The organism is Mycobacterium sp. NGS63 (genome assembly GCF_059812295.1).
In genome coordinates this window covers 58,577-83,235 of record NZ_JCALCJ010000012.1, presented here as the reverse complement: position 1 = coordinate 83,235, position 24,659 = coordinate 58,577, and the positions used below count along the sequence as shown (strand labels likewise).

The 24,659-nt window shown below is 69.9% G+C and carries 14 protein-coding genes; 10 read left to right on the top strand and 4 right to left on the bottom strand.

What is annotated here, in order from left to right:
• Positions 1–102 precede the first annotated feature (102 nt).
• Both AC5Y4Z_RS24735 and AC5Y4Z_RS24730 read right to left on the bottom strand, forming a co-directional pair.
• On the bottom strand, positions 103–1,050 hold the full coding sequence (locus AC5Y4Z_RS24735; RefSeq protein WP_499967587.1) for an alpha/beta fold hydrolase: 948 nt from the start codon (positions 1,048–1,050) through the stop codon (positions 103–105).
• Positions 1,023–1,616 (bottom strand): DinB family protein, encoded by a 594-nt coding sequence (locus AC5Y4Z_RS24730; protein ID WP_499967585.1) that lies wholly within the window; start codon positions 1,614–1,616, stop codon positions 1,023–1,025. The genes AC5Y4Z_RS24735 and AC5Y4Z_RS24730 overlap by 28 nt, the downstream gene beginning before the upstream one ends.
• 58 nt (positions 1,617–1,674) lie before the next feature.
• On the opposite strand from AC5Y4Z_RS24730, the gene AC5Y4Z_RS24725 reads away from it, so the two are divergent.
• From AC5Y4Z_RS24725 to rplL, 5 genes are all read left to right on the top strand, one after another.
• Positions 1,675–5,856 carry a glycoside hydrolase family 38 N-terminal domain-containing protein gene (locus tag AC5Y4Z_RS24725; RefSeq protein WP_499967584.1) on the top strand — a complete coding sequence of 1,394 codons (4,182 nt, stop codon included), beginning with the start codon at positions 1,675–1,677 and terminating at the stop codon, positions 5,854–5,856.
• Positions 5,853–6,470: a DUF7158 domain-containing protein gene (locus AC5Y4Z_RS24720; RefSeq protein WP_499967583.1), complete on the top strand. Its 618-nt coding sequence runs from the start codon at positions 5,853–5,855 to the stop codon at positions 6,468–6,470. Before AC5Y4Z_RS24725 ends, AC5Y4Z_RS24720 begins: the two co-directional genes overlap by 4 nt.
• The gene (locus AC5Y4Z_RS24715) at positions 6,470–7,384 is read left to right on the top strand and encodes an ROK family protein (RefSeq protein ID WP_499967582.1); all 915 of its coding nucleotides are present in this window, start codon (positions 6,470–6,472) and stop codon (positions 7,382–7,384) included. Before AC5Y4Z_RS24720 ends, AC5Y4Z_RS24715 begins: the two co-directional genes overlap by 1 nt.
• A gap of 243 nt (positions 7,385–7,627) precedes the next feature.
• Entirely contained in the window at positions 7,628–8,254 is a 627-nt protein-coding gene (gene rplJ / locus AC5Y4Z_RS24710; RefSeq protein ID WP_499967581.1) for a 50S ribosomal protein L10, read from the top strand.
• A 34-nt stretch (positions 8,255–8,288) separates the two neighbouring features.
• Positions 8,289–8,681, top strand: coding sequence for a 50S ribosomal protein L7/L12 (rplL, locus tag AC5Y4Z_RS24705; protein ID WP_055401244.1), 393 nt, complete (start codon positions 8,289–8,291; stop codon positions 8,679–8,681).
• Between the two features lie 58 nt (positions 8,682–8,739).
• Here the strand turns inward: rplL and AC5Y4Z_RS24700 are convergent, their stop codons facing one another.
• Entirely contained in the window at positions 8,740–9,435 is a 696-nt protein-coding gene (locus AC5Y4Z_RS24700) for a TetR/AcrR family transcriptional regulator (RefSeq protein WP_499967579.1), read from the bottom strand.
• Between the two features lie 71 nt (positions 9,436–9,506).
• Between AC5Y4Z_RS24700 and AC5Y4Z_RS24695 the strand changes: the two genes are divergently transcribed.
• The 5 genes from AC5Y4Z_RS24695 (at position 9,507) to AC5Y4Z_RS24675 (ending at position 22,593) form a co-directional block, all read left to right on the top strand.
• Positions 9,507–11,012: a carotenoid oxygenase family protein gene (locus AC5Y4Z_RS24695; RefSeq protein ID WP_499967577.1), complete on the top strand. Its 1,506-nt coding sequence runs from the start codon at positions 9,507–9,509 to the stop codon at positions 11,010–11,012.
• A gap of 171 nt (positions 11,013–11,183) precedes the next feature.
• The gene (locus tag AC5Y4Z_RS24690) at positions 11,184–12,197 is read left to right on the top strand and encodes an ABC transporter ATP-binding protein (protein WP_499967575.1); all 1,014 of its coding nucleotides are present in this window, start codon (positions 11,184–11,186) and stop codon (positions 12,195–12,197) included.
• A 427-nt stretch (positions 12,198–12,624) separates the two neighbouring features.
• Positions 12,625–16,137 (top strand): DNA-directed RNA polymerase subunit beta, encoded by a 3,513-nt coding sequence (gene rpoB / locus AC5Y4Z_RS24685; RefSeq protein WP_499967574.1) that lies wholly within the window; start codon positions 12,625–12,627, stop codon positions 16,135–16,137.
• A 42-nt stretch (positions 16,138–16,179) separates the two neighbouring features.
• Positions 16,180–20,130 carry a DNA-directed RNA polymerase subunit beta' gene (locus AC5Y4Z_RS24680; RefSeq protein ID WP_499967573.1) on the top strand — a complete coding sequence of 1,317 codons (3,951 nt, stop codon included), beginning with the start codon at positions 16,180–16,182 and terminating at the stop codon, positions 20,128–20,130.
• 132 nt (positions 20,131–20,262) lie between these two features.
• Entirely contained in the window at positions 20,263–22,593 is a 2,331-nt protein-coding gene (locus tag AC5Y4Z_RS24675) for a winged helix-turn-helix domain-containing protein (RefSeq protein WP_499967571.1), read from the top strand.
• Positions 22,594–22,611: 18 nt separating this feature from the next.
• On the opposite strand, the gene AC5Y4Z_RS24670 is transcribed toward AC5Y4Z_RS24675, so the two are convergent.
• Positions 22,612–24,516: a PecA family PE domain-processing aspartic protease gene (locus AC5Y4Z_RS24670; protein ID WP_499967570.1), complete on the bottom strand. Its 1,905-nt coding sequence runs from the start codon at positions 24,514–24,516 to the stop codon at positions 22,612–22,614.
• Between the last annotated feature and the right edge of the window lie 143 nt (positions 24,517–24,659).

Genomic DNA, 24,659 nt, shown 5'->3' with positions numbered 1-24,659 from the left:
TGTGAATACTCGGCTTTCGGCGTGAAGCCTGTGCGGGCAAACGCCTTGAACCCCGCCCTGCGCTCACAATCAAAGCCGTACGTTCACACTCACCGCAGCGCGTTAGAAGCCGAGCGCGAAGTTCTCGGTGAGGGCCTCGGTGATGGGCCGCCAGACCGGTTCCGGAAGGTCGTGTCCCATCCCCTCGATCACCACGAAGCGGGCGCCGGGGATGGCCGCGGCCAGCGCGCGCCCGTTGCGGGGCCGCACCATCGGGTCGGCCGAACCGTGCAGCACCACGGTCGGCGCGGCTACCGCCTTGCTGTAACCAAGCAGGCTGCCGGTGCCCAGCATGGCGTCGACCTGGCGCATCCTGCCCGCCGGGTAGCTGCAGCGATCCGCCAGCCGCCGGACCCGCTCGCGCAGCTCGGCGTCGGACGGCAGGAAGTTGGGGCCGTTGAACACCGCGATGTTGCGCGCCTCGTAGGCCACCTTCTCCTCCTCGGGCGCGTCCTTGGCGGGGGCGTCGAACCTCAGCTTGACGACGCGCCAGGCCGGCAGCGCCGACAGCGGCTTGCCCGTGCTGGACATGATGAGCCCCAGCGAGGCCACCCGGTGCGCCTCGGTGGCGGCCAGGATCTGCGCGATCATGCCGCCCATGGACGCGCCCACCACGTGGGCGCGGGCAATACCCAGGTGGTCGAGCAGCGCGACCACGTCCCCGGTCATGTCGACCAGGTTGTAGGGCACGCGACTGGGCCGGCCCAGCACGTAGCGCGCGACGCGCCGGTAGACCGAGCCCGGCGCCCGCAGCCCGTGCATCTTGGCCGACAGTCCGATGTCGCGGTGGTCGAAGCGGACGATGCGATAGCCGGCGTCGACGAGCCGCGCGCAGAATCCGTCGGGCCACATGGGCAGCTGCGCGCCCAGGCCCATGATCAGCAGTACGGGCGGGGCGGCGGGGTCGCCGAGATCCTCGTAGTAGAGCCCGACGGTGCCGTGCGGCGTCTGCCGGCGCGCGACGCCGCTACGGGTCTGGAGGGTCAGGGCTTGCCCCAAGGCGTCACCCAACCGTCGATCTGCCAACCCTCCAGCCCGGCGATCAACTCGTACATGGTGGCGCCGTCGACGGTTTCCCGAACGATGTCGGCGTGCCCGGCGTGGCGGGCCAGCTCGTTGATCACGTGCAGGATCACCCACCGCACCGACCAGGCCGGCTGGTTTTTGGGAAACCACGGGATGTCCTGCGGGACGGGCACCGCGGCGTCGAGGTCCGCGGTGTCCACCAGCCGCAGCGATTCCGCGTTCTGCGCCCCGAAAGCCTCGAGCAGCCCGGCCAGGGTCTCGTCGGGCCGCATCACGTGCTGATCGGAGAACTCCTGGGCGATCACGTCGAACGGCCTCGGGTCCCTCGGCGGTTCGCCCGGCGCGGCGGCGACGCGCGCCATCCACGTGCGCTGCATCGCGGTGACGTGCTTGATCAGCCCGCCGACCGACAGCGCGCTGGACGATGGGGCCGATCGGGCCTGCTCGTCGGTGAGGCCGTAGGAGACGGCGAAATACGCGCTTTGGTGGAACGCCAGGAATTCGCGCAGGGCGCTGCGTTCGTCGGCGACGGGCGGGGCGAGGGCGGGCATGGCCAAATCTTAAGTCGGGTTGGGGCCATCACGACCGGTTGCGCCGTAAGGTGCGGGCATGCAGGTGATTTCGGCGGTCTCCACCGAACTTTTCGGCGGGCCGCCGGACGCGCCGCTGCAATTGGCGCGCGTCACCGTTTCCGGGTGCAGCGAGCCGACGTCCGTCCGCGTCGACGGCGACGGCTTGAGCGGGGAGGCGATTGCCCGGCCCGGCAGCGAGGTCGTCGAGGTCGCGGTCACGGTCGAGCGTCCCGTCGTCGGTGAGCGCCGGACCGCCCGGGCACGCGCCGGCGGTGCGGACACGCCGTTCGAGTTCACCGTGGCCGAGCCCGGGTGGACGATGTTCATGGTCAGCCACTTTCACTACGACCCGGTCTGGTGGAACACCCAGGGCGCCTACACCAGCGAGTGGACCGAAGACCCCCCGGGGCGCGCGCGGCAGACCAACGGTTTCGAGCTGGTGCGCGCGCATCTGGAAATGGCCCGCCGCGAGCCGGAATACAAGTTCGTGCTGGCCGAGGTGGATTACCTCAAGCCGTACTGGGACACCCGCCCCGAGGACCGCGCCGATTTGCGCCGGTTCATCGCGCAGGGCCGCGTCGAGGTGATGGGCGGCACCTACAACGAACCCAACACCAACCTGACCAGCCCGGAGACCACCATCCGGAATCTGGTGCACGGCATGGGTTTTCAGCGCGACGTCCTGGGCGCCGACCCGGCCACCGCCTGGCAGCTCGACGCGTTCGGCCACGACCCGCAATTCCCGGGGCTGGCCGCCGACGCCGGGCTGACGTCGAGCTCGTGGGCCCGCGGACCCTACCACCAATGGGGCCCCACCCACAGCGACGGCGGCCTGGGCGGCATGCAGTTCCGCAGCGAGTTCGAGTGGATCGCGCCGTCGGGCCGCGGCCTGCTGACCCACTACATGCCCGCGCACTACGCGGCGGGCTGGTGGATGGACTCCTCGATCACCCTGGCCGAGGCCGAGGACGCCACCTACGCGCTGTTCGATCAGCTCAAGGCGGTCGCCCTGACGCGGAACGTGTTGCTGCCCGTCGGGACCGACTACACCCCGCCGAACAAGTGGGTCACCGCGATCCACCGCGGCTGGGCCGCGCGCTACACGTGGCCGCGGTTCGTGTGCGCGCTGCCGCGGGAGTTCTTCGCGGCGGTGCGCGCCGAGCTGGCGCAGCGCGGGTCGTCGCCGTCGCCGCAAACCCGGGACATGAACCCGATCTACACCGGCAAGGACGTGTCCTACATCGACACCAAACAGGCCAACCGGGCCGCCGAGAACGCGGTGCTGCAGGCCGAGCGCTTCGCCGTGTTCGCCGGGTTGCTCGGCGGCGCCGAGTACCCGCAGGCCGCCCTGGCCAAGGCGTGGGTGCAGCTGGCCTACGGCGCCCACCACGACGCCATCACCGGCTCGGAGTCCGACCAGGTGTACCTGGACCTGCTGACCGGCTGGCGCGACGCGTGGGAGCTGGGTCGCGCGGTCCGGGACACGTCGCTGGCGCTGTTGTCCGGTCTGGTCGAGGGTGACGTGATCGTGTGGAATCCGTTGGCGCACCGGCGGACCGACGTGGTCACCGCCCGGCTGGATCCCCCGCCGGGCGAGGGCGTCAGGGTGCTCGACGCCGACGGCGCCGAGCTGCCCTCGCTGGTCGAGCACGACGGGCGGTCGGTCACCTGGCTGGCCCGCGACGTCCCGTCGCTGGGCTGGCGGGCCTACCGGGTGGTGCCCGGGAAAGACGCGACCGGCTGGGAGCCGGTGCCGGGATCGGTGATCGCCAACGAGCATTACCGGGTCGAGGCGGACGCGGCCCGCGGCGGCGGGGTCGCCTCGCTGATCCGGGACGGTCGCGAGCTGATGGCCGACGGCCGGGTGGGCAACGAGCTCGCCCTCTATGAGGAATATTCGGCGCACCCGACGCAGGCGGAGGGGCCGTGGCACCTGCTGCCGAAGGGCCCGGTGGTCTGCTCGTCGGAATCGCCGGCGCGGGTGCGGGCCTATCGCAGCCCGCTCGGTCAGCGGCTGGTGGTGCGCGGCAGCCTGGGCGGGCAGCTGCGCTACACGCAAACCCTGACCCTGTGGAACGGGGTGGCGCGGCTGGACTGCCGCACCACCGTCGACGAATTCAGCGGCGAGGACCGCCTGCTGCGGCTGCGCTGGCCGTGTCCGGTGCCGGGCGCCATGCCGGTCAGCGAGGTCGGCGACGCCGTCGTCGGGCGGGGCTTCGCGCTGCTGCACGAGGGCACCCGCTCGGTGGACACCGCGCAGCACCCGTGGACGCTGGACAACCCGGCCTACGGCTGGTTCGGCCTGTCCTCCGCGACGCGGGTCCGCCTCGGTGACGACACGCGCGCGCTGTCGGTGGCCGAGGTGGTGACACCGGCCGAGGCGGAGTCCGGTCCGCTGGCCCGCGAGCTGATGGTCGCGCTTGTCCGCGCCGGCGTCACGGCCACCTGCAGCGGCGCCGACACACCGCGTTACGGCTGCCTCGACGTCGACTCCAACCTGCCCGACGTCCGGATCGCCCTGGGCGGGCCGGACCGCAATTCGTTTACCAAAGCCGTTCTGGCGCAAGCGGATCCGGAGTACGCCGCCGAACTCGAACGCCAGCTGGCCGACAGCGGCCGGGCCAGGGTCTGGGTGCCCGCCGAGAAACCGCTGACGGTCGCCTGGGTGCCCGGCGCCGACCTGCGCGCCCCGCGGGCGCTGCCGGTCCTGATCATCGACGCCGACCCCGGTGCCCGCGACGACGGACTGGCCGCCGCGGTCGCGTCGGTGGTCGACGACCTCGCCGACGCCGAGATCGCCGTGAGCCAGCGGCCGCCGTCGGGCATGGACCCCTTCGAGGACCGCACCGTCGCGCTGCTCAACCGCGGTGTGCCCAGCTTCGCGGTCGACACCGACGGCACCCTGCACACCGCGCTGATGCGCTCCTGCACCGGATGGCCGTCGGGCATCTGGATCGACGATCCGCGCCGCACCGCGCCCGACGGATCCAATTTCCAGCTGCAGCACTGGACGCATGCCTTCGACTACGCGCTGGCCGGCGGTGACGGCGATTGGCGGCGGGCCGGGATCCCGACCGTCAGCGCGGAGTTCTCCCACCCGCTGCTCGCCGCCGGGCCCGGCCGACGCCGCGGTGGGCTGCCGCCGGCCGGCTCGCTGCTGCGCGTCGAGCCCGCCGGCGCGGTGCAGCTCGCTGCGCTCAAGGCGGCCGGCAACCCGCTGGCGGCGGGCAGCGGCCGTCCCGTCGACCCGGCCGCGGTGGCCCTGCGGCTGGTGGAGACCACGGGCCGGGGCGCCCGGGTGACCCTCGGCTCCGGGCTGGGCGAGGTGCGCGGGCTTCGGCGCGCCGACCTGCTGGAACAGCCGCTCGGTGCCACGGGTGGGCGCGCGCGCTCGGTCGAGCTGCACGGCTATCAGGTGGGCACCGTGCTGGCCGACCTCGAAATGCGCAGCCTCACAGAGGATTTCGCTGCGCTGGCGCCGCACGCCGAGGCCGCGCAGCCGCTCTACGCGCGCTACTGGCTGCACAACCGCGGCCCGGCGCCGCTCGGCGGGCTGCCGGCCGTCGCGCACCTGCACCCGCAGCGGGTCACGGGCACGCCCGGCGGCGAGGTTGTGCTGCGGCTGACCGCCGCCAGCGATCGCAGCGACGCCGCGCTGGGCGGGGCGGTGACGCTGGTCTGTCCCGACGGCTGGTCGGCCACGCCCGCCGAGCTGCCCGTCACGCTGTGCTCCGGCGAGCACCGGGAGGCCGACGTCGTGGTGTCGATCCCTGCCCGCGCGCGGCCGGGCCTCTACCCGGTCCGCGCGCAGCTGCGCCTGACCGGCGACGACCTCCCCGCGGCGTGGCGCCAGGCGGTCGAGGACGTGTGCGTCGTCGAGATAGGAGCGCAGGACGCCGCCGACCTGGTCCACCTGGTCGAGGGCCCGCGCGACGTCGAGCTCGCCGCCGGACAGGCGGCCCGGCTGACCGTGACGGTGGGCACCCGGGCCCGGGCGGACCTGGCGCTCGAAGCGCACCTGATCAGCCCGTGGGGCACCTGGGAGTGGCTGGGGCCGGCAGCGTGCGGGGCGGTGCTGCCCGCGCGCGGCACTGTCGAGCTCGGCTTCGACGTGACCCCACCCGCGTGGCTGGAGCCCGGGCGGTGGTGGGCGCTGGTCCGGGTGGGCTGCGCCGGCCGGCTGCTCTACTCGCCGGCGGTGGAGGTGACCGTGACATGAGTGGTGAGCGGGTGGCGACCGTCGCCGGCGAGCCGGTCGCGGTCGACGAGGTCGACGCGGCCGAGGCGCGGCTGCGCGCCGGGCCGGCGGCGGGCGCGCTGCCGGCGAGCGGGACCAGCGCGGGCCGGCAGCTGCGGCGCTGGCTCACCCAGCTGATCGTGACCGAGCGCGTGCTGGCCGGCGAGGCCGCCGCCCGCGGCCTGACCTCCCGCGGCGCCCCGCCCGAGGCCGAGCTGCTGCCCGACGGCGCGGCGCGGCTGGAGATCGGCAGCGTGGCCGCCGCGGCGCTGGCGGACCCGCGGGCGCGGGCGCTGTACGCCGCGGTCACCGCCACCGTCGACGTCGGCGACGACGAGGTCGCCGCCTACCACTCCCGCAACCCGCTGCGGTTCGCCGCGCCGCGTCCCGGCCCGCACGGCTGGCGGGCCCCGCCGGCGGTCGGGCCGCCGCTGGCGCAGGTGCGCCCGGCGATCGCCGACCATCTGCGCGGCGCCGCGCGGCGCCGCGCCTTCCGCGTGTGGCTGGACGCGCGCCGCGCCGAGCTGGTTCGCCTCGCCCCCGGCTACGAACACCCCGGCGACCCGCGCCAGCCCGACAACACCCACCGCCACTGATGGCCGCGCTGACGCTTTGCCTCGACATCGGCGGCACCAAGATCGCCGCCGGCCTGGCCGATCCCGCCGGCGCGCTGGTGCACACCGCCATCCGGCCCACCCCGGCCGGCGCCGCGGCCGAGGAGGTCTGGGCCGCGGTCGCCGGGATCGTCGCCGACGAGCTGCGCGCCGCAGGCGGCGCGGTCACCGCGGTGGGCATCGCCTCGGCCGGACCCATCGACCTGCACAGCGGCGCGGTCAACCCGATCAACATCCCGGCCTGGCGCGGCTTCCCGCTGCGCGACCGGGTCGCGGCCATGATGCCCGGCGTGCCCGTACGCCTCGGCGGCGACGGCGTGTGCATGGCGCTGGGCGAGCACTGGCTCGGGGCGGGCCGCGGCGCGCGGTTTCTGCTCGGCATGGTGGTGTCCACCGGCGTGGGCGGGGGGCTCGTGCTCGACGGCGTCCCGTACACCGGGCGCACCGGCAACGCCGGCCACGTCGGCCACATGGTCGTCGAACAGGACGGCCGGCCGTGCCCGTGCGGGGGCCGCGGCTGCGTCGAAACCGTCGCGTCCGGCCCGTCGATGGTGCGCTGGGCTGTGGCCAACGGATGGTCCGCGCCACCGGGCGCCGGCGCCCGGCAGCTGGCCGCCGCGGCGGCGGCCGGGGATCCGGTGGCGGTGCGGGCGTTCGGCCGGGGTGCCACCGCGCTCGCGGCGATGATCGCCTCGGTCGGGGCGGCGTGCGACCTCGACCTGGTCGTCATCGGCGGCGGGGTCGCCAAGGCCGGCGAGCTGCTCTTCGAGCCGTTGCGGGCCGCGCTGACCGGCTACGCCGGGCTGGACTTTCTGGCCGGGCTGCGGGTGGTGCCGGCCGCCCTCGGCGGCGAGGCCGGCCTGGTCGGGGCGGCCCGGCTGGCCGGTCTCGGCTAGCCGCCGTTTTGGCTGATCGGACCGCCCACGCTATTGTGGTGGCGATCCACCGAAGACCGTCGGTCACCGAGCAATCGGTTGAAGGTCCGGGAACATCCCGGCGGCCCACGCAGGAGGACGAGGCACCCGCCGGCTTGCGCCGGCACATTTCTACGCCCCGGCCGCTCCCTGCGCCGGGGCGTTCGTCGTTTCCCCGGTGGTCACAGACGACAAGTCACACGGACTTTGACCCAGGAGGTAGGCATGGCCAGGGCTGACAAGGCCACCGCCGTCGCGGACATCGCGGACCAGTTCAAGGACGCGACGGCCACGTTGATCACCGAATACCGCGGGCTGACGGTGGCCAACCTGGCCGAGCTGCGCCGGTCGTTGGCGGGCTCGGCCACCTACACCGTGGCCAAGAACACCCTGATCAAGCGGGCGGCCGCCGACGCCGGCATCGAGGGCCTCGATGAGCTGTTCGCCGGCCCCACGGCGATCGCGTTCGTCCGGGGTGAGCCGGTCGACGCCGCCAAGGCCATCAAGACCTTCGCCAAGGACAACAAGGCGCTGGTCATCAAGGGCGGCTACATGGACGGCCGCGCGCTGACGGTCGCCGAGGTCGAGCGCATCGCGGACCTGGAGTCCCGCGAGGTCCTGCTGGCCAAGCTGGCCGGCGCGATGAAGGGCAACCTCGCCAAGGCCGCCGGCCTGTTCGCCGCCCCGGCCTCGCAGGTGGCCCGGCTCGCGGCCGCGCTCCAGGAAAAGAAGGCCACCGAGGCCCCGGCCCCGGCCGCCGCGGCGCCCGCCGCCGAGGCCGCCGAGGCGCCCGCAGAACCAGCTTCCGAAGCACCCACCGAGGCTCCGGAAGCCCCGGCCGAAGCCGAATAACCCCCAAAACCCCGAATTAGGAAGGACCCACACCATGGCAAAGATGTCTACCGACGATCTGCTCGACGCGTTCAAGGAAATGACGCTGCTGGAGCTCTCCGACTTCGTCAAGAAGTTCGAGGAGACCTTCGAGGTCACCGCGGCCGCCCCGGTCGCCGTCGCCGCAGCCGGCCCGGCCGCCGGTGGCGCGCCCGCCGAGGCCGCCGAGGAGCAGTCGGAGTTCGACGTCATCCTCGAGGCCGCCGGCGACAAGAAGATCGGCGTCATCAAGGTGGTCCGCGAGATCGTCTCCGGCCTGGGCCTCAAGGAGGCCAAGGACCTCGTCGACGGCGCACCCAAGCCGCTGCTGGAGAAGGTCGCCAAGGAGGCCGCCGACGAAGCCAAGACCAAGCTCGAGGCCGCCGGCGCCACCGTCACCGTCAAGTAGTCACGTCGCGAAAACCCCCGGAACCCCGCTCAGCGCGGGTTCCGGGGGTTTCGTGCGCTCAACCCGACATCGCCGCGCGCAGCGACTGTGTCACCCGCTCAGGTGAATCTCCCAGCGCGACAAGCAGTTTCGAGGTCATCGCGGCCAGCACCGGCGCCACGGCCGTGCCGTCGTCGCCGTAGTAGCCGGCGAGTTCCAGCATCACGAACCCGTGGATCAAAGCCCAGAACTGGGCCGCCGTGGCCACCACCGCGGCGTCGTCGTCCGCCGAACCGGCCGCCCCGAGCCGGCCGGCCAGCAGGCAGCGGTGCACCCCGCGCACCACGTGCGCGAAGCTGGGGTAGCGCGCCTCGATCTCCGCGACCGTCAGCGTCAGGACGTTGTGCGCCGGCGCGTTGATGCCGTGCGCGCTGGTGCTGCCGAACATCAGCCGGAACATGTGCGGGCGCTCGATGGCGTAGCGCCGGTAGGCCGTGCCGATGGCGAACAGGTCGGCGACCGGGTCGTCGCTGGCGGGCACGGCCAGCGCGGCATCGAACTGGCGCAGGCCCTCCTCGGCGACCTCGGCGATCAGCCCCCGCATCCCGCCGAAATGGGTGTACAGCGCCATGGTCGACGTCCCCGCGGCGCGCGCCACCTTCCGGGTCTGCAGCGCGTCGGGGCCCTGCTCGTCGAGCAGGCCCACGGCGGCGTGCAGCATCTCCCGACGAACACCGCGGACCGCGCGAGCGCTGCCATCCGTCTCCGAAGTCATCCTTGCCATCTTGTCATCACCGGCGTACCGTTCCCATAACGCTGAAATAACAATGTTATAGGAGTTCAGTCGTGACATCCACGCAGGCCACCCGACCCCGGAACCCGTACCTCGAGGACTTCCTGGCGCCCGTGGGCACCGAGGTCACCGCGACCGACCTGGGGGTCACCGGGCACATCCCCGAGCACCTCGACGGCCGCTATCTGCGCAACGGGCCCAACCCGGTCGAGGAGGTCGACCGCGCCACCTACCACTGGTTCAGCGGCGACGGCATGGTGCACGGCGTGGCGCTGAGCGGCGGGCAGGCGCGCTGGTACCGCAACCGCTGGGTGCGCACCGCGCACGTGTGCGCCGCGCTGGGCGAGCCGGAACCCACCGGGCTGAACCCGCGCGCCGGCATGCTCTCGGTCGGCCCCAACACCAACGTGCTCAGCCACGCCGGAAAAACGCTGGCGCTCGTCGAGGGTGGCGGCGCGAACTACCGCCTCACCGAGGACCTGGACACCGTGGGGACCTGCGACTTCGACGGGACGTTGTTCGGTGGCTACACCGCCCACCCGCACACCGACCCGCGGACCGGCGAACTGCACGCCCTGTCCTATTCGTTTGCGCGCGGGCGATCCGTGCAGTACTCGGTGATCGACACCGACGGGCGCGCGCGGCGCACCGTCGACATCGACGTGACCGGGTCGCCGATGATGCACGACTTCTCGCTGACCGACAAATACGTGGTGATCTACGACCTGCCCGTCACGTTCGATCCCGTCCAGGTGATGCCGGCCAACGTGCCGCGCTGGCTGGGTCTGCCGGCCCGGCTGGTCATGCAGTCGCTGCTCGGCCGTGTGCGGATGCCCGGGCCGATGGCGACGATGATGAACCGCAACCGCGCGCCGCTCAATCGGATGCCCTACCGCTGGGACGCGAGCTACCCGGCGCGGATCGGGGTCATGCCGCGCGAGGGCGACAACAAAGACATCCGCTGGTTCGACATCGAACCCTGCTACGTCTATCACCCGCTCAACGCCTATTCGGAAACGCGGGACGGTGCGGAGGTGCTGGTGCTCGACGTGGTCCGCTACTCGAAGATGTTCGACCGCGACCTGCGCGGCCCCGGGGACAGCCGCCCCACCCTGGACCGCTGGACCATCAACCTGGCGACCGGCGCGGTGGCCAGCGAACGCCGCGACGACCGCCCGCAGGAGTTCCCCCGCATCAACGAGACGCTGCTGGGCGCGCGGCACCGGTTCGGCTACACCGTCGGCACCGATGGCGGCTACCTCTCCGGCGGCGCCATGCAGATGTCCACCGCGCTGTACAAGCACGACTACGCGACCGGATCGGCCACGGTGGCCCCGCTGGACCGCGACCTTCTGATCGGCGAGATGTCATTCGTGCCCAACCCCGGCGCGAATCGCGCCGAGGACGACGGGGTCCTGATGGGCTACGGCCACCACCGCGGCCGCGACGAGGGCCAGCTGCTTCTGCTGGACGCGCAGACCCTCGAGCCGATGGCCACCGTGCACCTGCCGCAGCGGGTCCCGATGGGCTTCCACGGAAACTGGGCCCCCGCTGGCTAACCCGCGCCTGACACGCGCGTCCAATAGCTCGGCGCCGCCGGGTCTCAGGACGGCCAATTTTTGCCGGCGGTGCCAGGCAAGCCTGATGCGGGACACCCGCGGTGCGCTACAGTGACTCATGCCACAGAAAAGGGCAGGTGGCGGGCACGAGCGTCGACGGAAGGATTCCCCATGGGCGTCGCTATCGAGGTGAGAGGACTGACCAAGTCCTTTGGTCCCTCGAGGATTTGGGAAGACGTGACGTTGGATATCCCCGCCGGGGAGGTCAGCGTCCTGCTGGGGCCGTCGGGTACCGGCAAATCGGTGTTCCTGAAGTCCCTCATCGGTCTGCTGCGCCCGGAACGCGGCTCGATCATGATCGACGGCACGGACATCCTCGAGTGTTCGGCCAAGGAGCTCTACGAGATCCGCACGCTGTTCGGCGTGATGTTCCAGGACGGCGCGCTGTTCGGTTCGATGAACCTGTTCGACAACGCGGCCTTCCCGCTGCGCGAGCACACCAAGAAGAAGGAAAGCGAGATCCGTGACATCGTCATGGAGAAGCTGACCCTGGTCGGCCTCGGCGGCGACGAGAAGAAGTTCCCCGGCGAGATTTCCGGCGGTATGCGCAAGCGCGCCAGCCTGGCCCGGGCGCTGGTGATGGACCCGCAGATCATCCTGTGCGACGAGCCGGACTCGGGTCTGGACCCCGTCCGTACCGCCTACCTGAGCCAGCTGATCCTCGACATCAACGCCCAGATCGACGCGACCGTCCTGATCGTGACGCACAACATCAACATCGCCCGCACCGTGCCGGACAACATGGGCATGTTGTTCCGCCGCAAGCTCGTCATGTTCGGCCCGCGCGAGGTCCTGCTGACCAGCGACGAGCCGGTGGTGCGCCAGTTCCTCAACGGCCGCCGCATCGGCCCGATCGGCATGTCCGAGGAAAAGGACGAGGCGACCATGGCCGAGGAGCAGGCGCTGCTCGACGCGGGTCACCACGCCGGCGGTGTGGAGGAGATCGAGGGCGTGCCGCCGCAGATCACCGCGACGCCCGGGATGCCGGAGCGCAAGGCCGTCGCGCGGCGCCAGGCCCGGGTTCGCGAGATCCTGCACACGCTGCCCAAGAACGCTCAGGCGGCCATCCTCGACGACCTCGAGGGCACCCACAAGTTCCGCGCGCACGAGTTCGGCGGCGAGTAGCGCCCGCAGGCCGGAGTCCTATCCATGACCCGACAATTTTGCGTTAACTCCGCGCAACTTGCCGTCCCGACCCTTGACGGAAGGGGCTAAACGGGTCAGTCTGTTGGGCAGCATGTGTCCAGGGGAGAGTCGAGATCGCCAGCCAGCGCCGATGTCCCTTGGCTGATTGTCATGGGTAGTTGAGGAATGCGCCGTCCTGCGCTATTGTTGGACGTTGCGCTGGCTACTTCCTGCCCACCTCACACTCGCCACTTGGCCGCCAAAGACACTGTGGTCTTAGCCTGAGCCCCTCTGCGGCTTAGCTACTTAGTTGCGCGCGTGAGATCCGGACAGATCGTTCGCCGGCCTAACCGACAAAATTGATGCGGCGAACGCAGCCGGTGTTCCCGGTTCCCGTGAGTCGCACGCGGTGCTGGAAGGATGCATCTTGGCAGGTTCCCGCCAGAGCAAGAAAACCTCTCAAACTTCCTCTTACAACTCCGTGCCCGGAGCGCCTAACCGAGTTTCTTTCGCCAAGCTCCGCGAACCGCTTGAGGTTCCGGGGCTTCTTGACGTGCAGACCGACTCGTTCGAGTGGCTGATCGGCTCGCCGCGCTGGCGCGAGTCCGCGGCCAAGCGCGGCGACGCGGAGGCCAAGGGCGGTTTGGAAGAGGTGCTCGACGAGCTGTCGCCGATCGAGGACTTCTCGGGCTCGATGTCGCTGTCGTTCTCCGACCCCCGCTTTGACGAGGTCAAGGCGCCGGTCGACGAGTGCAAAGACAAGGACATGACTTACGCGGCCCCGCTGTTCGTCACGGCCGAGTTCATCAACAACAACACCGGCGAGATCAAGAGCCAGACGGTGTTCATGGGTGACTTCCCGATGATGACCGAAAAAGGCACCTTCATCATCAACGGGACCGAGCGCGTGGTCGTCAGCCAGCTGGTGCGCTCGCCCGGCGTGTACTTCGACGAGACCATCGACAAGTCGACCGAGAAGATGCTGCACAGCGTCAAGGTGATCCCCAGCCGCGGCGCCTGGCTGGAGTTCGACGTCGACAAGCGCGACACCGTCGGCGTGCGCATCGACCGCAAGCGCCGCCAGCCGGTCACCGTGCTGCTCAAGGCGCTCGGCTGGACCAGCGAAAAGATCAGCGAACGGTTCGGCTTCTCCGAGATCATGATGTCGACGCTGGAGAAGGACAACACCGCCGGCACCGACGAGGCGCTGCTGGACATCTACCGTAAGCTGCGCCCGGGCGAGCCGCCCACCAAGGAGTCCGCGCAGACCCTGCTGGAGAACCTGTTCTTCAAGGAGAAGCGCTACGACCTGGCCCGGGTGGGCCGGTACAAGGTCAACAAGAAGCTCGGCCTCAACACCGCGCACCCGATCACCGCGACCACGCTGACCGAAGAGGACGTCGTCGCCACCATCGAGTACCTGGTGCGCCTGCACCACGCCGCCGTCGATGGCCAGCCCGCGGTCATGACCGTGCCCGGCGGCGTCGAGGTGCCGGTGGAGACCGACGACATCGACCACTTCGGCAACCGCCGGCTGCGCACGGTCGGTGAGCTGATCCAAAACCAGATCCGCGTCGGCATGTCCCGCATGGAGCGTGTCGTCCGCGAGCGGATGACGACCCAGGACGTCGAGGCGATCACGCCGCAGACGCTGATCAACATCCGCCCGGTGGTGGCCGCGATCAAGGAGTTCTTCGGCACCAGCCAGCTCTCCCAGTTCATGGACCAGAACAACCCGCTGTCGGGTCTGACCCACAAGCGCCGCCTGTCGGCGCTGGGGCCGGGCGGTCTGTCGCGCGAGCGCGCCGGCCTGGAGGTCCGCGACGTACACCCGAGCCACTACGGCCGGATGTGCCCGATCGAGACGCCGGAGGGCCCGAACATCGGCCTGATCGGCTCGCTGTCGGTGTACGCGCGGGTCAACCCGTTCGGGTTCATCGAGACGCCGTACCGCAAGGTGGTCGACGGTGTGGTCACCGACGAGATCGTGTACCTGACCGCCGACGAGGAGGACCGCCACGTGGTGGCGCAGGCCAACTCGCCGATCGACACCGACGGTCGCTTCGTCGAGCCGCGCGTCCTGGTTCGCCGCAAGGCGGGCGAGGTCGAGTACGTGCCGTCGTCCGAGGTGGACTACATGGACGTGTCGCCGCGCCAGATGGTGTCGGTGGCCACCGCGATGATCCCGTTCCTCGAGCACGACGACGCCAACCGGGCCCTGATGGGCGCCAACATGCAGCGCCAGGCGGTTCCGCTGGTGCGCAGCGAGGCGCCGCTGGTGGGCACCGGCATGGAGTTGCGCGCGGCGATCGACGCCGGCGACGTCGTCGTCGCCGACAAGTCCGGGGTGATCGAGGAGGTCTCCGCGGACTACATCACCGTGATGGCCGACGACGGCACCCGGCACACCTACCGGATGCGCAAGTTCGCCCGGTCCAACCACGGCACCTGCGCCAACCAGTCGCCGATCGTCGACGCGGGCGACCGCGTCGAGGCCGGCCAGGTCATCGCCGACGGGCCGTGCACCCAAAACGGTGAGATGGCGCTGGGCAAGAACCTGCTCGTGGCGATCATGCCGTGGGAGGGCCACAACTACGAGGACGCGATCATCCTCTCCAACCGCCTGGTCGAAGAGGACGTGCTCACCTCGATCCACATCGAGGAGCACGAGATCGACGCCCGCGACACCAAGCTGGGCGCCGAGGAGATCACCCGGGACATCCCGAACGTCTCCGACGAGGTGCTGGCCGACCTCGACGAGCGTGGCATCGTGCGCATCGGGGCCGAGGTTCGCGACGGCGACATCCTGGTGGGCAAGGTCACCCCGAAGGGGGAGACCGAGCTGACGCCGGAGGAGCGGCTGCTGCGGGCGATCTTCGGCGAGAAGGCCCGCGAGGTCCGCGACACCTCGCTGAAGGTGCCGCACGGCGAGTCCGGCAAGGTCATCGGCATCCGGGTGTTCTCCCGCGAGGACGACGACGAGCTGCCCGCCGGGGTCAACGAGCTGGTCCGCGTCTACGTGGCCCAGAAGCGCAAGATCTCCGACGGCGACAAGCTGGCGGGCCGGCACGGCAACAAGGGCGTGATCGGCAAGATCCTGCCGGTCGAGGACATGCCGTTCCTTCCGGACGGCACCCCGGTGGACATCATCCTGAACACCCACGGTGTGCCGCGACGGATGAACATCGGCCAGATCCTGGAGACCCACCTGGGCTGGTGCGCGCACAGCGGCTGGAAGGTCGACACCGGCAACGGGGTCCCGGACTGGGCGGGCAACCTGCCCGAGGCGCTGCTGCACGCCGAGCCCAACGCGATCGTGTCGACGCCGGTGTTCGACGGCGCCCAGGAGGCCGAGCTGCAGGGCCTGCTCTCGGCGACGCTGCCCAACCGCGACGGTGAGGTCCTGGTGGACGGCGACGGCAAGGCGGTGCTATTCGACGGCCGCAGCGGCGAGCCGTTCCCGTACCCGGTGACCGTCGGCTTCATGTACATCATGAAGCTGCACCACCTGGTGGACGACAAGATCCACGCCCGCTCCACCGGCCCGTACTCGATGATCACCCAGCAGCCGCTGGGCGGTAAGGCGCAATTCGGTGGCCAGCGGTTCGGTGAGATGGAGTGCTGGGCCATGCAGGCCTACGGCGCGGCGTACACGCTGCAGGAGCTGTTGACCATCAAGTCCGACGACACCGTCGGCCGGGTCAAGGTGTACGAGGCGATCGTCAAGGGCGAGAACATCCCCGAGCCGGGCATTCCCGAGTCGTTCAAGGTGCTGCTCAAGGAGCTGCAGTCGCTGTGCCTCAACGTCGAGGTGCTCTCGTCCGACGGCGCGGCGATCGAGCTGCGCGAGGGCGAGGACGAGGACCTGGAGCGGGCCGCGGCCAACCTGGGAATCAACTTGTCCCGCAACGAATCCGCGTCCGTTGAGGACCTGGCTTAACCACTTTTAGTTACTAAACCCGTCAAGGGGAAAGGGAGTTACGTGCTCGACGTCAACTTCTTCGATGAACTCCGCATCGGCCTGGCCACCGCGGAGGACATCCGGCAATGGTCTTACGGCGAGGTCAAGAAGCCGGAGACGATCAACTACCGCACGCTCAAGCCGGAGAAGGACGGCCTGTTCTGCGAGAAGATCTTCGGACCGACTCGCGACTGGGAGTGCTACTGCGGCAAGTACAAGCGCGTCCGCTTCAAGGGCATCATCTGCGAGCGTTGTGGCGTCGAGGTGACTCGCGCCAAGGTGCGCCGCGAGCGGATGGGCCACATCGAGCTGGCTGCGCCGGTCACCCACATCTGGTACTTCAAGGGTGTGCCGTCGCGGCTGGGCTACCTGCTGGACCTGGCGCCCAAGGACCTCGAGAAGATCATCTACTTCGCGGCCTACGTGATCACGTCGGTCGACGACGAGATGCGGCACAACGAGCTGTCCACGCTCGAGGCCGAGATGGTGGTCGAGCGCAAGGCCGTCGAGGACCAGCGCGACGCCGAGCTGGAGGCCCGCGCCCAGAAGCTCGAGGCCGACCTGGCCGAGCTGGAGGCCGAGGGCGCCAAAGCCGATGCGCGGCGCAAGGTTCGCGACGGCGGCGAGCGGGAGATGCGCCAGCTGCGCGACCGGGCCCAGCGTGAGCTGGACCGCCTGGAGGACATCTGGAGCACTTTCACCAAGCTGGCTCCCAAGCAGCTGATCGTCGACGAGAACCTCTACCGCGAGCTCGTCGACCGCTACGGCGAGTACTTCACCGGCGCCATGGGAGCGGAGTCGATCCAGAAGCTGATCGAGAACTTCGACATCGACGCCGAGGCCGACTCGCTGCGCGAGGTCATCCGAAGCGGCAAGGGGCAGAAGAAGCTTCGCGCGCTGAAGCGGCTGAAGGTCGTCGCCGCGTTCCAGCAGTCGGGCAACTCGCCGATGGGCATGGTGCTCGACGCCGTCCCGGTCATCCCGCCGGAGCTGCGCCCGATGGTCCAGCTCGACGGTGGCCGCTTCGCCACGTCCGACCTCAACGACCTGTACCGCCGGGTGATCAACCGCAACAACCGGCTCAAGAGGCTGATCGACCTCGGCGCGCCGGAGATCATCGTCAACAACGAGAAGCGGATGCTGCAGGAGTCCGTCGACGCGCTGTTCGACAACGGCCGTCGCGGCCGCCCGGTCACCGGGCCGGGCAACCGCCCGCTGAAGTCGTTGAGCGACTTGCTGAAAGGTAAGCAGGGCCGGTTCCGCCAGAACCTGCTCGGCAAGCGCGTCGACTACTCGGGCCGCTCGGTCATCGTGGTCGGCCCGCAGCTCAAGCTGCACCAGTGCGGTCTGCCCAAGCTGATGGCGCTGGAGCTGTTCAAGCCGTTCGTGATGAAGCGGCTCGTCGACCTCAACCACGCGCAGAACATCAAGAGCGCCAAGCGGATGGTCGAGCGCCAGCGTCCCCAGGTGTGGGACGTGCTCGAAGAGGTCATCGCCGAGCACCCGGTGCTGCTGAACCGCGCGCCCACCCTGCACCGGCTGGGCATCCAGGCCTTCGAGCCGATGCTGGTGGAGGGCAAGGCGATTCAGCTGCACCCGTTGGTGTGTGAGGCCTTCAACGCCGACTTCGACGGCGACCAGATGGCCGTGCACCTGCCGCTGAGTGCCGAGGCTCAGGCCGAGGCGCGCATCCTGATGCTGTCCTCGAACAACATCCTGTCCCCGGCGTCCGGCCGCCCGCTGGCCATGCCGCGGCTGGACATGGTGACCGGGCTGTACTACCTGACCACCGAGGTCGAGGGCGACACGGGCGAATACGTCGCGGCCGCCAAGGACAGCCCGGAGGTCGGCGTGTACTCGTCGCCCGCCGAGGCGATCATGGCCTCCGACCGCGGCCTGCTGTCGGTGCGGGCCAAGATCAAGGTGCGGCTGACGCAGCTGCGCCCGCCGGCCGAGATCGAGGCGGAGGTGTTCGGCGTCAACGGCTGGCAGCCGGGTGACGCCTGGATGGCCGAGACCACGCTGGGCCGGGTGATGTTCAACGAGCTGCTGCCGGTGGGCTACCCGTTCGTGAACAAGCAGATGCACAAGAAGGTGCAGGCCGCGATCATCAACGACCTGGCCGAGCGCTACCCGATGATCGTCGTCGCGCAGACCGTCGACAAGCTCAAGGACGCCGGCTTCTACTGGGCGACCCGCAGCGGTGTCACGGTCTCGATGGCCGACGTGCTGGTGCCGCCGCGCAAGAAGGAGATCCTCGACCACTACGAGGAGCGGGCCGACAAGGTCGAAAAGCAGTTCCAGCGTGGCGCCTTGAACCACGAGGAGCGCAACGAGGCGCTGGTCGAGATCTGGAAGGAAGCCACCGACGAGGTGGGTCAGGCGCTGCGGGAGCACTACCCCAGCGACAACCCGATCATCACGATCGTCGATTCGGGTGCCACGGGTAACTTCACCCAGACCCGAACGCTGGCCGGCATGAAGGGCCTGGTGACCAATCCGAAGGGTGAGTTCATCCCGCGTCCGGTCAAGTCGTCCTTCCGTGAGGGCCTGACCGTGCTGGAGTACTTCATCAACACCCACGGCGCGCGAAAGGGCTTGGCGGACACCGCGTTGCGCACCGCCGACTCCGGGTACCTGACCCGTCGTCTGGTGGACGTGAGCCAGGACGTCATCGTCCGCGAGCACGACTGCGAGACCGAGCGCGGCATCGTCGTCGAGCTGGCCGAGCGTCAGCCCGACGGCACGCTCATCCGTGACCCGTACATCGAAACCTCGGCGTACGCACGGACTTTGGGCACCGACGCGGTCGACGAGAAGGGCAACGTCGTCGTCGCGCGTGGGGAAGACCTGGGTGACCCGGAGATCGACGCCCTGCTGGCCGCCGGCATCACGTCGGTCAAGGTGCGCTCGGTGCTGACCTGCGCCACCGGGACGGGCGTGTGCGCGACCTGCTACGGACGGTCGATGGCCACCGGCAAGCTGGTCGACATCGGCGAGGCCGTCGGCATCGTCGCGGCCCAGTCCATCGGTGAGCCGGGCACGCAGCTGACCATGCGGACCTTCCACCAGGGTGGTGTCGGTGAGGACATCACCGGCGGTCTGCCCCGGGTGCAGGAGCTGTTCGAGGCCCGCGTGCCGCGCGGCAAGGCGCCGATCGCCGACGTCACCGGGCGGATCCGGCTCGAGGACGGCGAGCGCTTCTACAAGATCACCATCGTTCCCGACGACGGGGGCGAGGAGGTCGTGTACGACAAGCTCTCCAAGCGCCAACGGCTTCGCGTGTTCAAGCACGAAGACGGCTCCGAGGGTGTGCTGTCCGACGGCGACCACGTCGAGGTGGGCCAGCAGCTGATGGAGGGCTCGGCCGACCCGCACGAGGTCCTGCGCGTGCAGGGCCCCCGCGAGGTGCAGATCCACCTGGTCCGCGAGGTCCAGGAGGTCTACCGCGCCCAGGGTGTGTCGATCCACGACAAGCACATCGAGGTGATCGTTCGCCAGATGCTGCGCCGCGTCACCATCATCGACTCGGGCTCGACGGAGTTCCTGCCCGGCTCGCTGATCGACCGCGCGGAGTTCGAGGCGGAGAACCGCCGGGTGGTGGCCGAGGGCGGCGAGCCCGCCGCCGGCCGTCCGGTGCTGATGGGTATCACGAAGGCGTCGCTGGCCACCGACTCGTGGCTCTCCGCGGCGTCGTTCCAGGAGACCACGCGAGTGCTGACCGATGCGGCGATCAACTGCCGCAGCGACAAGCTCAACGGTCTGAAGGAGAACGTGATCATCGGAAAGCTGATCCCGGCCGGTACCGGCATCAGCCGTTACCGCAACATTCAGGTGCAGCCGACCGAGGAGGCCCGCGCCGCGGCGTACACGATCCCGTCGTACGAGGATCACTACTACAGCCCGGACTTCGGCCAGGCCACGGGCGCGGCGGTGCCGCTGGACGACTACGGTTACAGCGACTACCGGTAGCTTCGGCCGCCAGCAGACGCAAAAGCCCCCGCACGCACGGCGTCGGGGGCTTTTGCGTCTGCTGGTCCGCGATCTCGGTATCGTGGCAACGTCAATGAGGCGTATCCCGGTCGTCGAGGACGGTGAGAATCGATGGGCGACTTGCATTCACAGGTGCGGCCGTTGGTCACTCGCCACAAGTTGATGGCCGTCCTGCGTGCAGCCGGGCGTCGACGGCTGATCCTGATATATGCGCCCTCGGGGTTTGGCAAGACCACAGTGGTGGAGCAATGGCGAGCCGAACTGACGAGTTCCGGTGTGGCGGTGGCCTGGCTGACCGTCGATGACGACGACAACAACCCGGTGTCGTTTCTCGTGCATGTGCTCGAGGCGATCCGACGGGTCCATCCCGCAGTAGCCGGCTCGTTGCGGCAAATTCTCGACGAGCGTGGCGAGCGGGCCGCACGCGACGTGTTGACGTCGCTCGTCGGTGCGATCGATGAGAACGGTACCCCGGTCACGTTGGTGATCGACGATTGGCAGCGGGTGTCGCATAGCCAGACGGCCCAGGCGCTGCGTTTCCTGATCGAAGAGGGCTCTGTCCACCTGCAAATTATCGTGACCGGCTGGTCGCGCCCGCGGATGTCGTTGGGCGAGTTGAGCCTTCGTGACCAATTGGTCGAAATCGATTGCGAGGAGCTGTGTTTCGATACCGACGAGGCGAAATCGCTGATGGAGGGCCTTGCCGGGGTGCAGTTGTCGGATAGCGACGCGGCTGCCCTGACCGCCGCGACGGACGGCTGGGTCGCCGCCCTGCAGCTGGCGGCCCTCTCACTGCGTGGTGAGGACGACGTCGCCGGCCTGTTGCGTCGACTGTCCGGGGGCAGCGAGGTGGTCGGTGAACGCCTCGCCGACAGCGTCCTCAACACGATAGAGCCCGAATTGCTCGAATTCCTTTGCGCTACCGCGATTACGGAACGGACCTGCGGGGAGCTGGCGTCGGTCTTGGCCGGCGTCGACGGCGGGCAGGCCGCACTCGAGGACGTCGAGCGACGTGGTCTGTTCTTGCGGCGGATCGACGACGACCCCCAGTGGTTTCGCTACCACCCGATGTTCGCCGGATTTCTGCGGCGCCGACTCGAGCGCGCCAGCCCCGATCGCCTCAAACACCTGCACCGCACCGCGTCGGACTGGTTCGCCGATCACGGATCTCTCGGCCATGCCGTCGATCACGCGCTCGCCGCGGGGGAGACCGCCCGGGCGGTCGACCTCGTCGAGCGGGACAGGACGATCGGATCGGTCAACCAATCGCGCATGACGGCCCTACTCGGCATCATCGAGAAGCTGCCCCCAGAACTGGTGGAGACGCGTCCACGGGTACACCTCCGCGCGGCGGTCGCCAACATTCTGCTGCAACGCCCCGCAGCCACCGAGGCCGCACTCGACCGCGTCGCCCATGCCGTATCCAAGGCAAACCTGCCCGATGCGACGCGGGCCGACCTGATCCTGGAGGCCGACGTCTTGCGCGGGGTGGCCCAAATGAACGCCGACCGCGTCGACGGCCTCGCCCGCCTGGTGGCCCGGGTGATATCGAGGCCAAAAACCTTGCGCCCCGTGCTGCCCCAGGCGGCGGCGACCGTCGCGGCCTTCGCGGGGATCTACCGCTTCGACTTCGAGGCCGCCCATCGGGCCCTGGAATGGGGGGCGCCCTACGACGAGGGGGCCGCCGCCGGATACCACAGCTGCTGGGCGGGCATCGCCGCCCGACACCAGCTCGACATCCCGCGCGCGCTGCGCAGCTTCCGGCAGGCGCTCGAAATCGGCACCGCGGTGGGGCCCGACTCGCAAGCGGCGCGACACGCTGGCGCACTGCTCGGCGAACTGCTTTACGAGAGAGGCGAATTCGCCGAGGCTGCCGACCTCCTCGAGGAGAGCTATCGGCTGGGACCTGAAGCGGGGGCAGTCGACTACCTGATGGCGCAATACGTCGCCAGCGCCAGAATCAAAGCCGCCCAAGGACATCGCGATGCGGCGGCCGATCGCCTTGACGCCGGCATGGCGGTGGCCGAAAAGTTGGGGTTGCCGCGGCTGGCGGCCGCCGTCAACCATGAACGAGTCAGGCTGCAGCTGCCGATTACCCCGCCGGAGGCCGCTCGGCTGCGCGCCGTGCATCGGGTCTTTCATGGCTACGACGGCGTCGCCACCATCACCGCCGAGCTGGATGAGGCCTCCGGCATCCGCCTGCTTTCGCGAAGCCACGCCAGCGACGATCGCGACCAGGCGTGTCGGCGTGCCGGCGCGCTGCTCGCCGGGATCAAGCCGACCGCCCGGCCGTTGGCGGCCCTTCAGGTCCGCCTGCTGGTCGCCGAGACCCTGACCACTGCCGGGAGGGCGAACGAGGCGCACGACCACGTCGCGGCCGTCAGCGACCTGTGCGCCCAACACGGACTACCGCAGCTGCTCGTCGACGCCGGCCTCGGTTAGCGGTCGGGCCCGTCGCCCTTACGGCGCTAACTGATCGAAAAATGTGGTCCCGACAGACGAGGGGCTGTAGGACATGTAGATCGGCATCTGCGTGAAGACATAATTTCCGGTATTGAATATGCCGCCGGCGGTGTCAGGTGCCGTGGCGTACGTGCCGGTTGTTCCACCGATGGCTGTCAGTGTGTACAGCGGCACGTAGCCGGTGCCGCCGAGGTTGGGGGCCGCGACGACAATCTTCGTGCCCGCGGGCAGGACACCGCCGGGCGGGTACTGGTTGAGGGGCGGTGGCAGCACGTTGCTCGGGACGGCTCCGTTGCCGCCACCCGTATCGATAACCGAGGCACCGGGCTGGGAATCCGCGGTGAGGCCGCCGTAACTCACCGATACCTGTAGCTGGTTGGTGAACGGCGCCCCCAGGGTCTGGGCGAAGGGCGCCAGCGGATTGGGACCGAACTGGAAATATCCTTGAGGTTGGTTGACCAGTACACCCTGAGCAAGGCTGCCCGGCAATTGCTGCACGGCAGTGCTGGGCCAAGCCGAAGATGCCGTAAGGCCCCCGCCGGTGCCGATGAGGGTTTCCGGTGCAACCAGCTTTCCGTTATGCACTTCGGAGTCGATGACGCCGATGGACATCGGCTTGGTCATCATTCCGTTTCCGAAATTCAGCGATGCTGTGTATTGGTCGTAGGTGACGAACGTTTGGTCGCCGGCCGAGCCGAATTGATAGGTAAGTCCCCTCGCCGTGGGAGCGCCGAGAGCCTGCAGATTGACGTCTTTCGGGGCGAACAGCAGAGCGCTGGATCCGGTGTCCACGGTCGCTCGGGCAAACGGTGCGCCGTTGACGGAGACCTGGAGCGTCGGGCGGGTTCCCTGCATCGTCAGTGTGACGGTGGCGGGTCCGCCCGCGGCGCCGTCGGCCCCGGCGTGGCCCCACAGTGCGCCGGCGGGGCCACCGGGACCGCCGACACCGGACACGACCCCTCCGGTCCCGCCCGGGCCGCCGCCGCCGATCAGGTGCCCGCCGGCGCCGCCGACGCCGCCGTTGGCGAATGCCCCGCCCATTCCGCCGGCGCCGCCGTTGCCTAACCATTGCGCATCGCCGCCGGGGCCGCCGGTTGCAAAGGGGCCGCCGATCCCGCCGGCCCCGCCGTTGCCCCACAGCAAGCCGCCGGCGCCCCCGACGCCGCCGCTGCCGCCGGCAACGGTGACGCCGGCATCGTTGACCGTGAAGGTGCCGCCCTGCCCGCCCGTGCCGCCGTGGCCGAAGAACAGCGCGTTGCCGCCGCGACCACCCGGCGCGTTGATTCCGCCGAGACCGCCAGTGCCGCCGTGGCCCCACAGCAACCCGCCGGTGCCCCCGGCCCCGCCCGGCGCGCCCAGCCCGCCCATGCCCCCGGTGCCACCCGTGCCGATCAACCCGGCCGGGCCACCGGCGCCGCCGGGCACCCCGCTGGCAGTGCTGGCGCCGCCGGCGCCGCCGTTACCCCACAAGATCCCCCCGGGCCCGCCGGGTATCCCGACGCCTTGCGCGGTGGTCGTTCCGTTGGCGCCGTCGCCGATCAGGGGACGCCCGAGCATCGTGTCGGTCGGGGCGTTGATCATCTCCAGCACGTCGCGCTGCACGGCCCGCAAGGGCGCCGCGTTGGCGGCCTCGGTGGCCGAATAGGCGCCGGCCCCCGCGTTGAGGGCCTGCACCAACTGGGCGTGAAACGCCGACGCCTGCGCGCTGAGCGCCTGATACGCCGACGCGTGCTCGGAAAACAATGCGGCTATCGCCGCCGACACCTCATCGCCGGCGGCGGCCAGCAATCCGGTGGTGGGCGCCGCGGCCGCGGCGTGCGCAGCGCTGATCGTCGAAACCAGCTTTGCTAAATCTGTCGCCCCGTCCGCCAACATTTCCGGCACTGCGATGACAAACGACATGCCCCACCCTCCAGCGGCCCATGTGATCAAGCTGTCGCGCCCCGCGCACGGCAGCGATAGTAGGTCGCATGCGGTAGCGAAAGAGCGCGTTCTCAACAACCTGCTGGATGGTTCGCCGGCACCCGGCCGCTCACTACAATGGC

Excerpts from the sequence above, each read along its gene's own strand:
- AC5Y4Z_RS24700 (WP_499967579.1), bottom strand. The coding sequence starts at position 9,435 with ATGACTTCGGAGACGGATGGCAGCGCTCGCGCGGTCCGCGGTGTTCGT.
- AC5Y4Z_RS24720 (WP_499967583.1), top strand. The coding sequence starts at position 5,853 with ATGAGTGGTGAGCGGGTGGCGACCGTCGCCGGCGAGCCGGTCGCGGTC.
- AC5Y4Z_RS24670 (WP_499967570.1), bottom strand. The coding sequence starts at position 24,516 with ATGTCGTTTGTCATCGCAGTGCCGGAAATGTTGGCGGACGGGGCGACA.
- AC5Y4Z_RS24690 (WP_499967575.1), top strand. The coding sequence starts at position 11,184 with ATGGGCGTCGCTATCGAGGTGAGAGGACTGACCAAGTCCTTTGGTCCC.
- AC5Y4Z_RS24675 (WP_499967571.1), top strand. The coding sequence starts at position 20,263 with ATGGGCGACTTGCATTCACAGGTGCGGCCGTTGGTCACTCGCCACAAG.
- rplJ (WP_499967581.1), top strand. The coding sequence starts at position 7,628 with ATGGCCAGGGCTGACAAGGCCACCGCCGTCGCGGACATCGCGGACCAG.
- rplL (WP_055401244.1), top strand. The coding sequence starts at position 8,289 with ATGGCAAAGATGTCTACCGACGATCTGCTCGACGCGTTCAAGGAAATG.
- AC5Y4Z_RS24715 (WP_499967582.1), top strand. The coding sequence starts at position 6,470 with ATGGCCGCGCTGACGCTTTGCCTCGACATCGGCGGCACCAAGATCGCC.
- AC5Y4Z_RS24730 (WP_499967585.1), bottom strand. The coding sequence starts at position 1,616 with ATGCCCGCCCTCGCCCCGCCCGTCGCCGACGAACGCAGCGCCCTGCGC.
- AC5Y4Z_RS24725 (WP_499967584.1), top strand. The coding sequence starts at position 1,675 with ATGCAGGTGATTTCGGCGGTCTCCACCGAACTTTTCGGCGGGCCGCCG.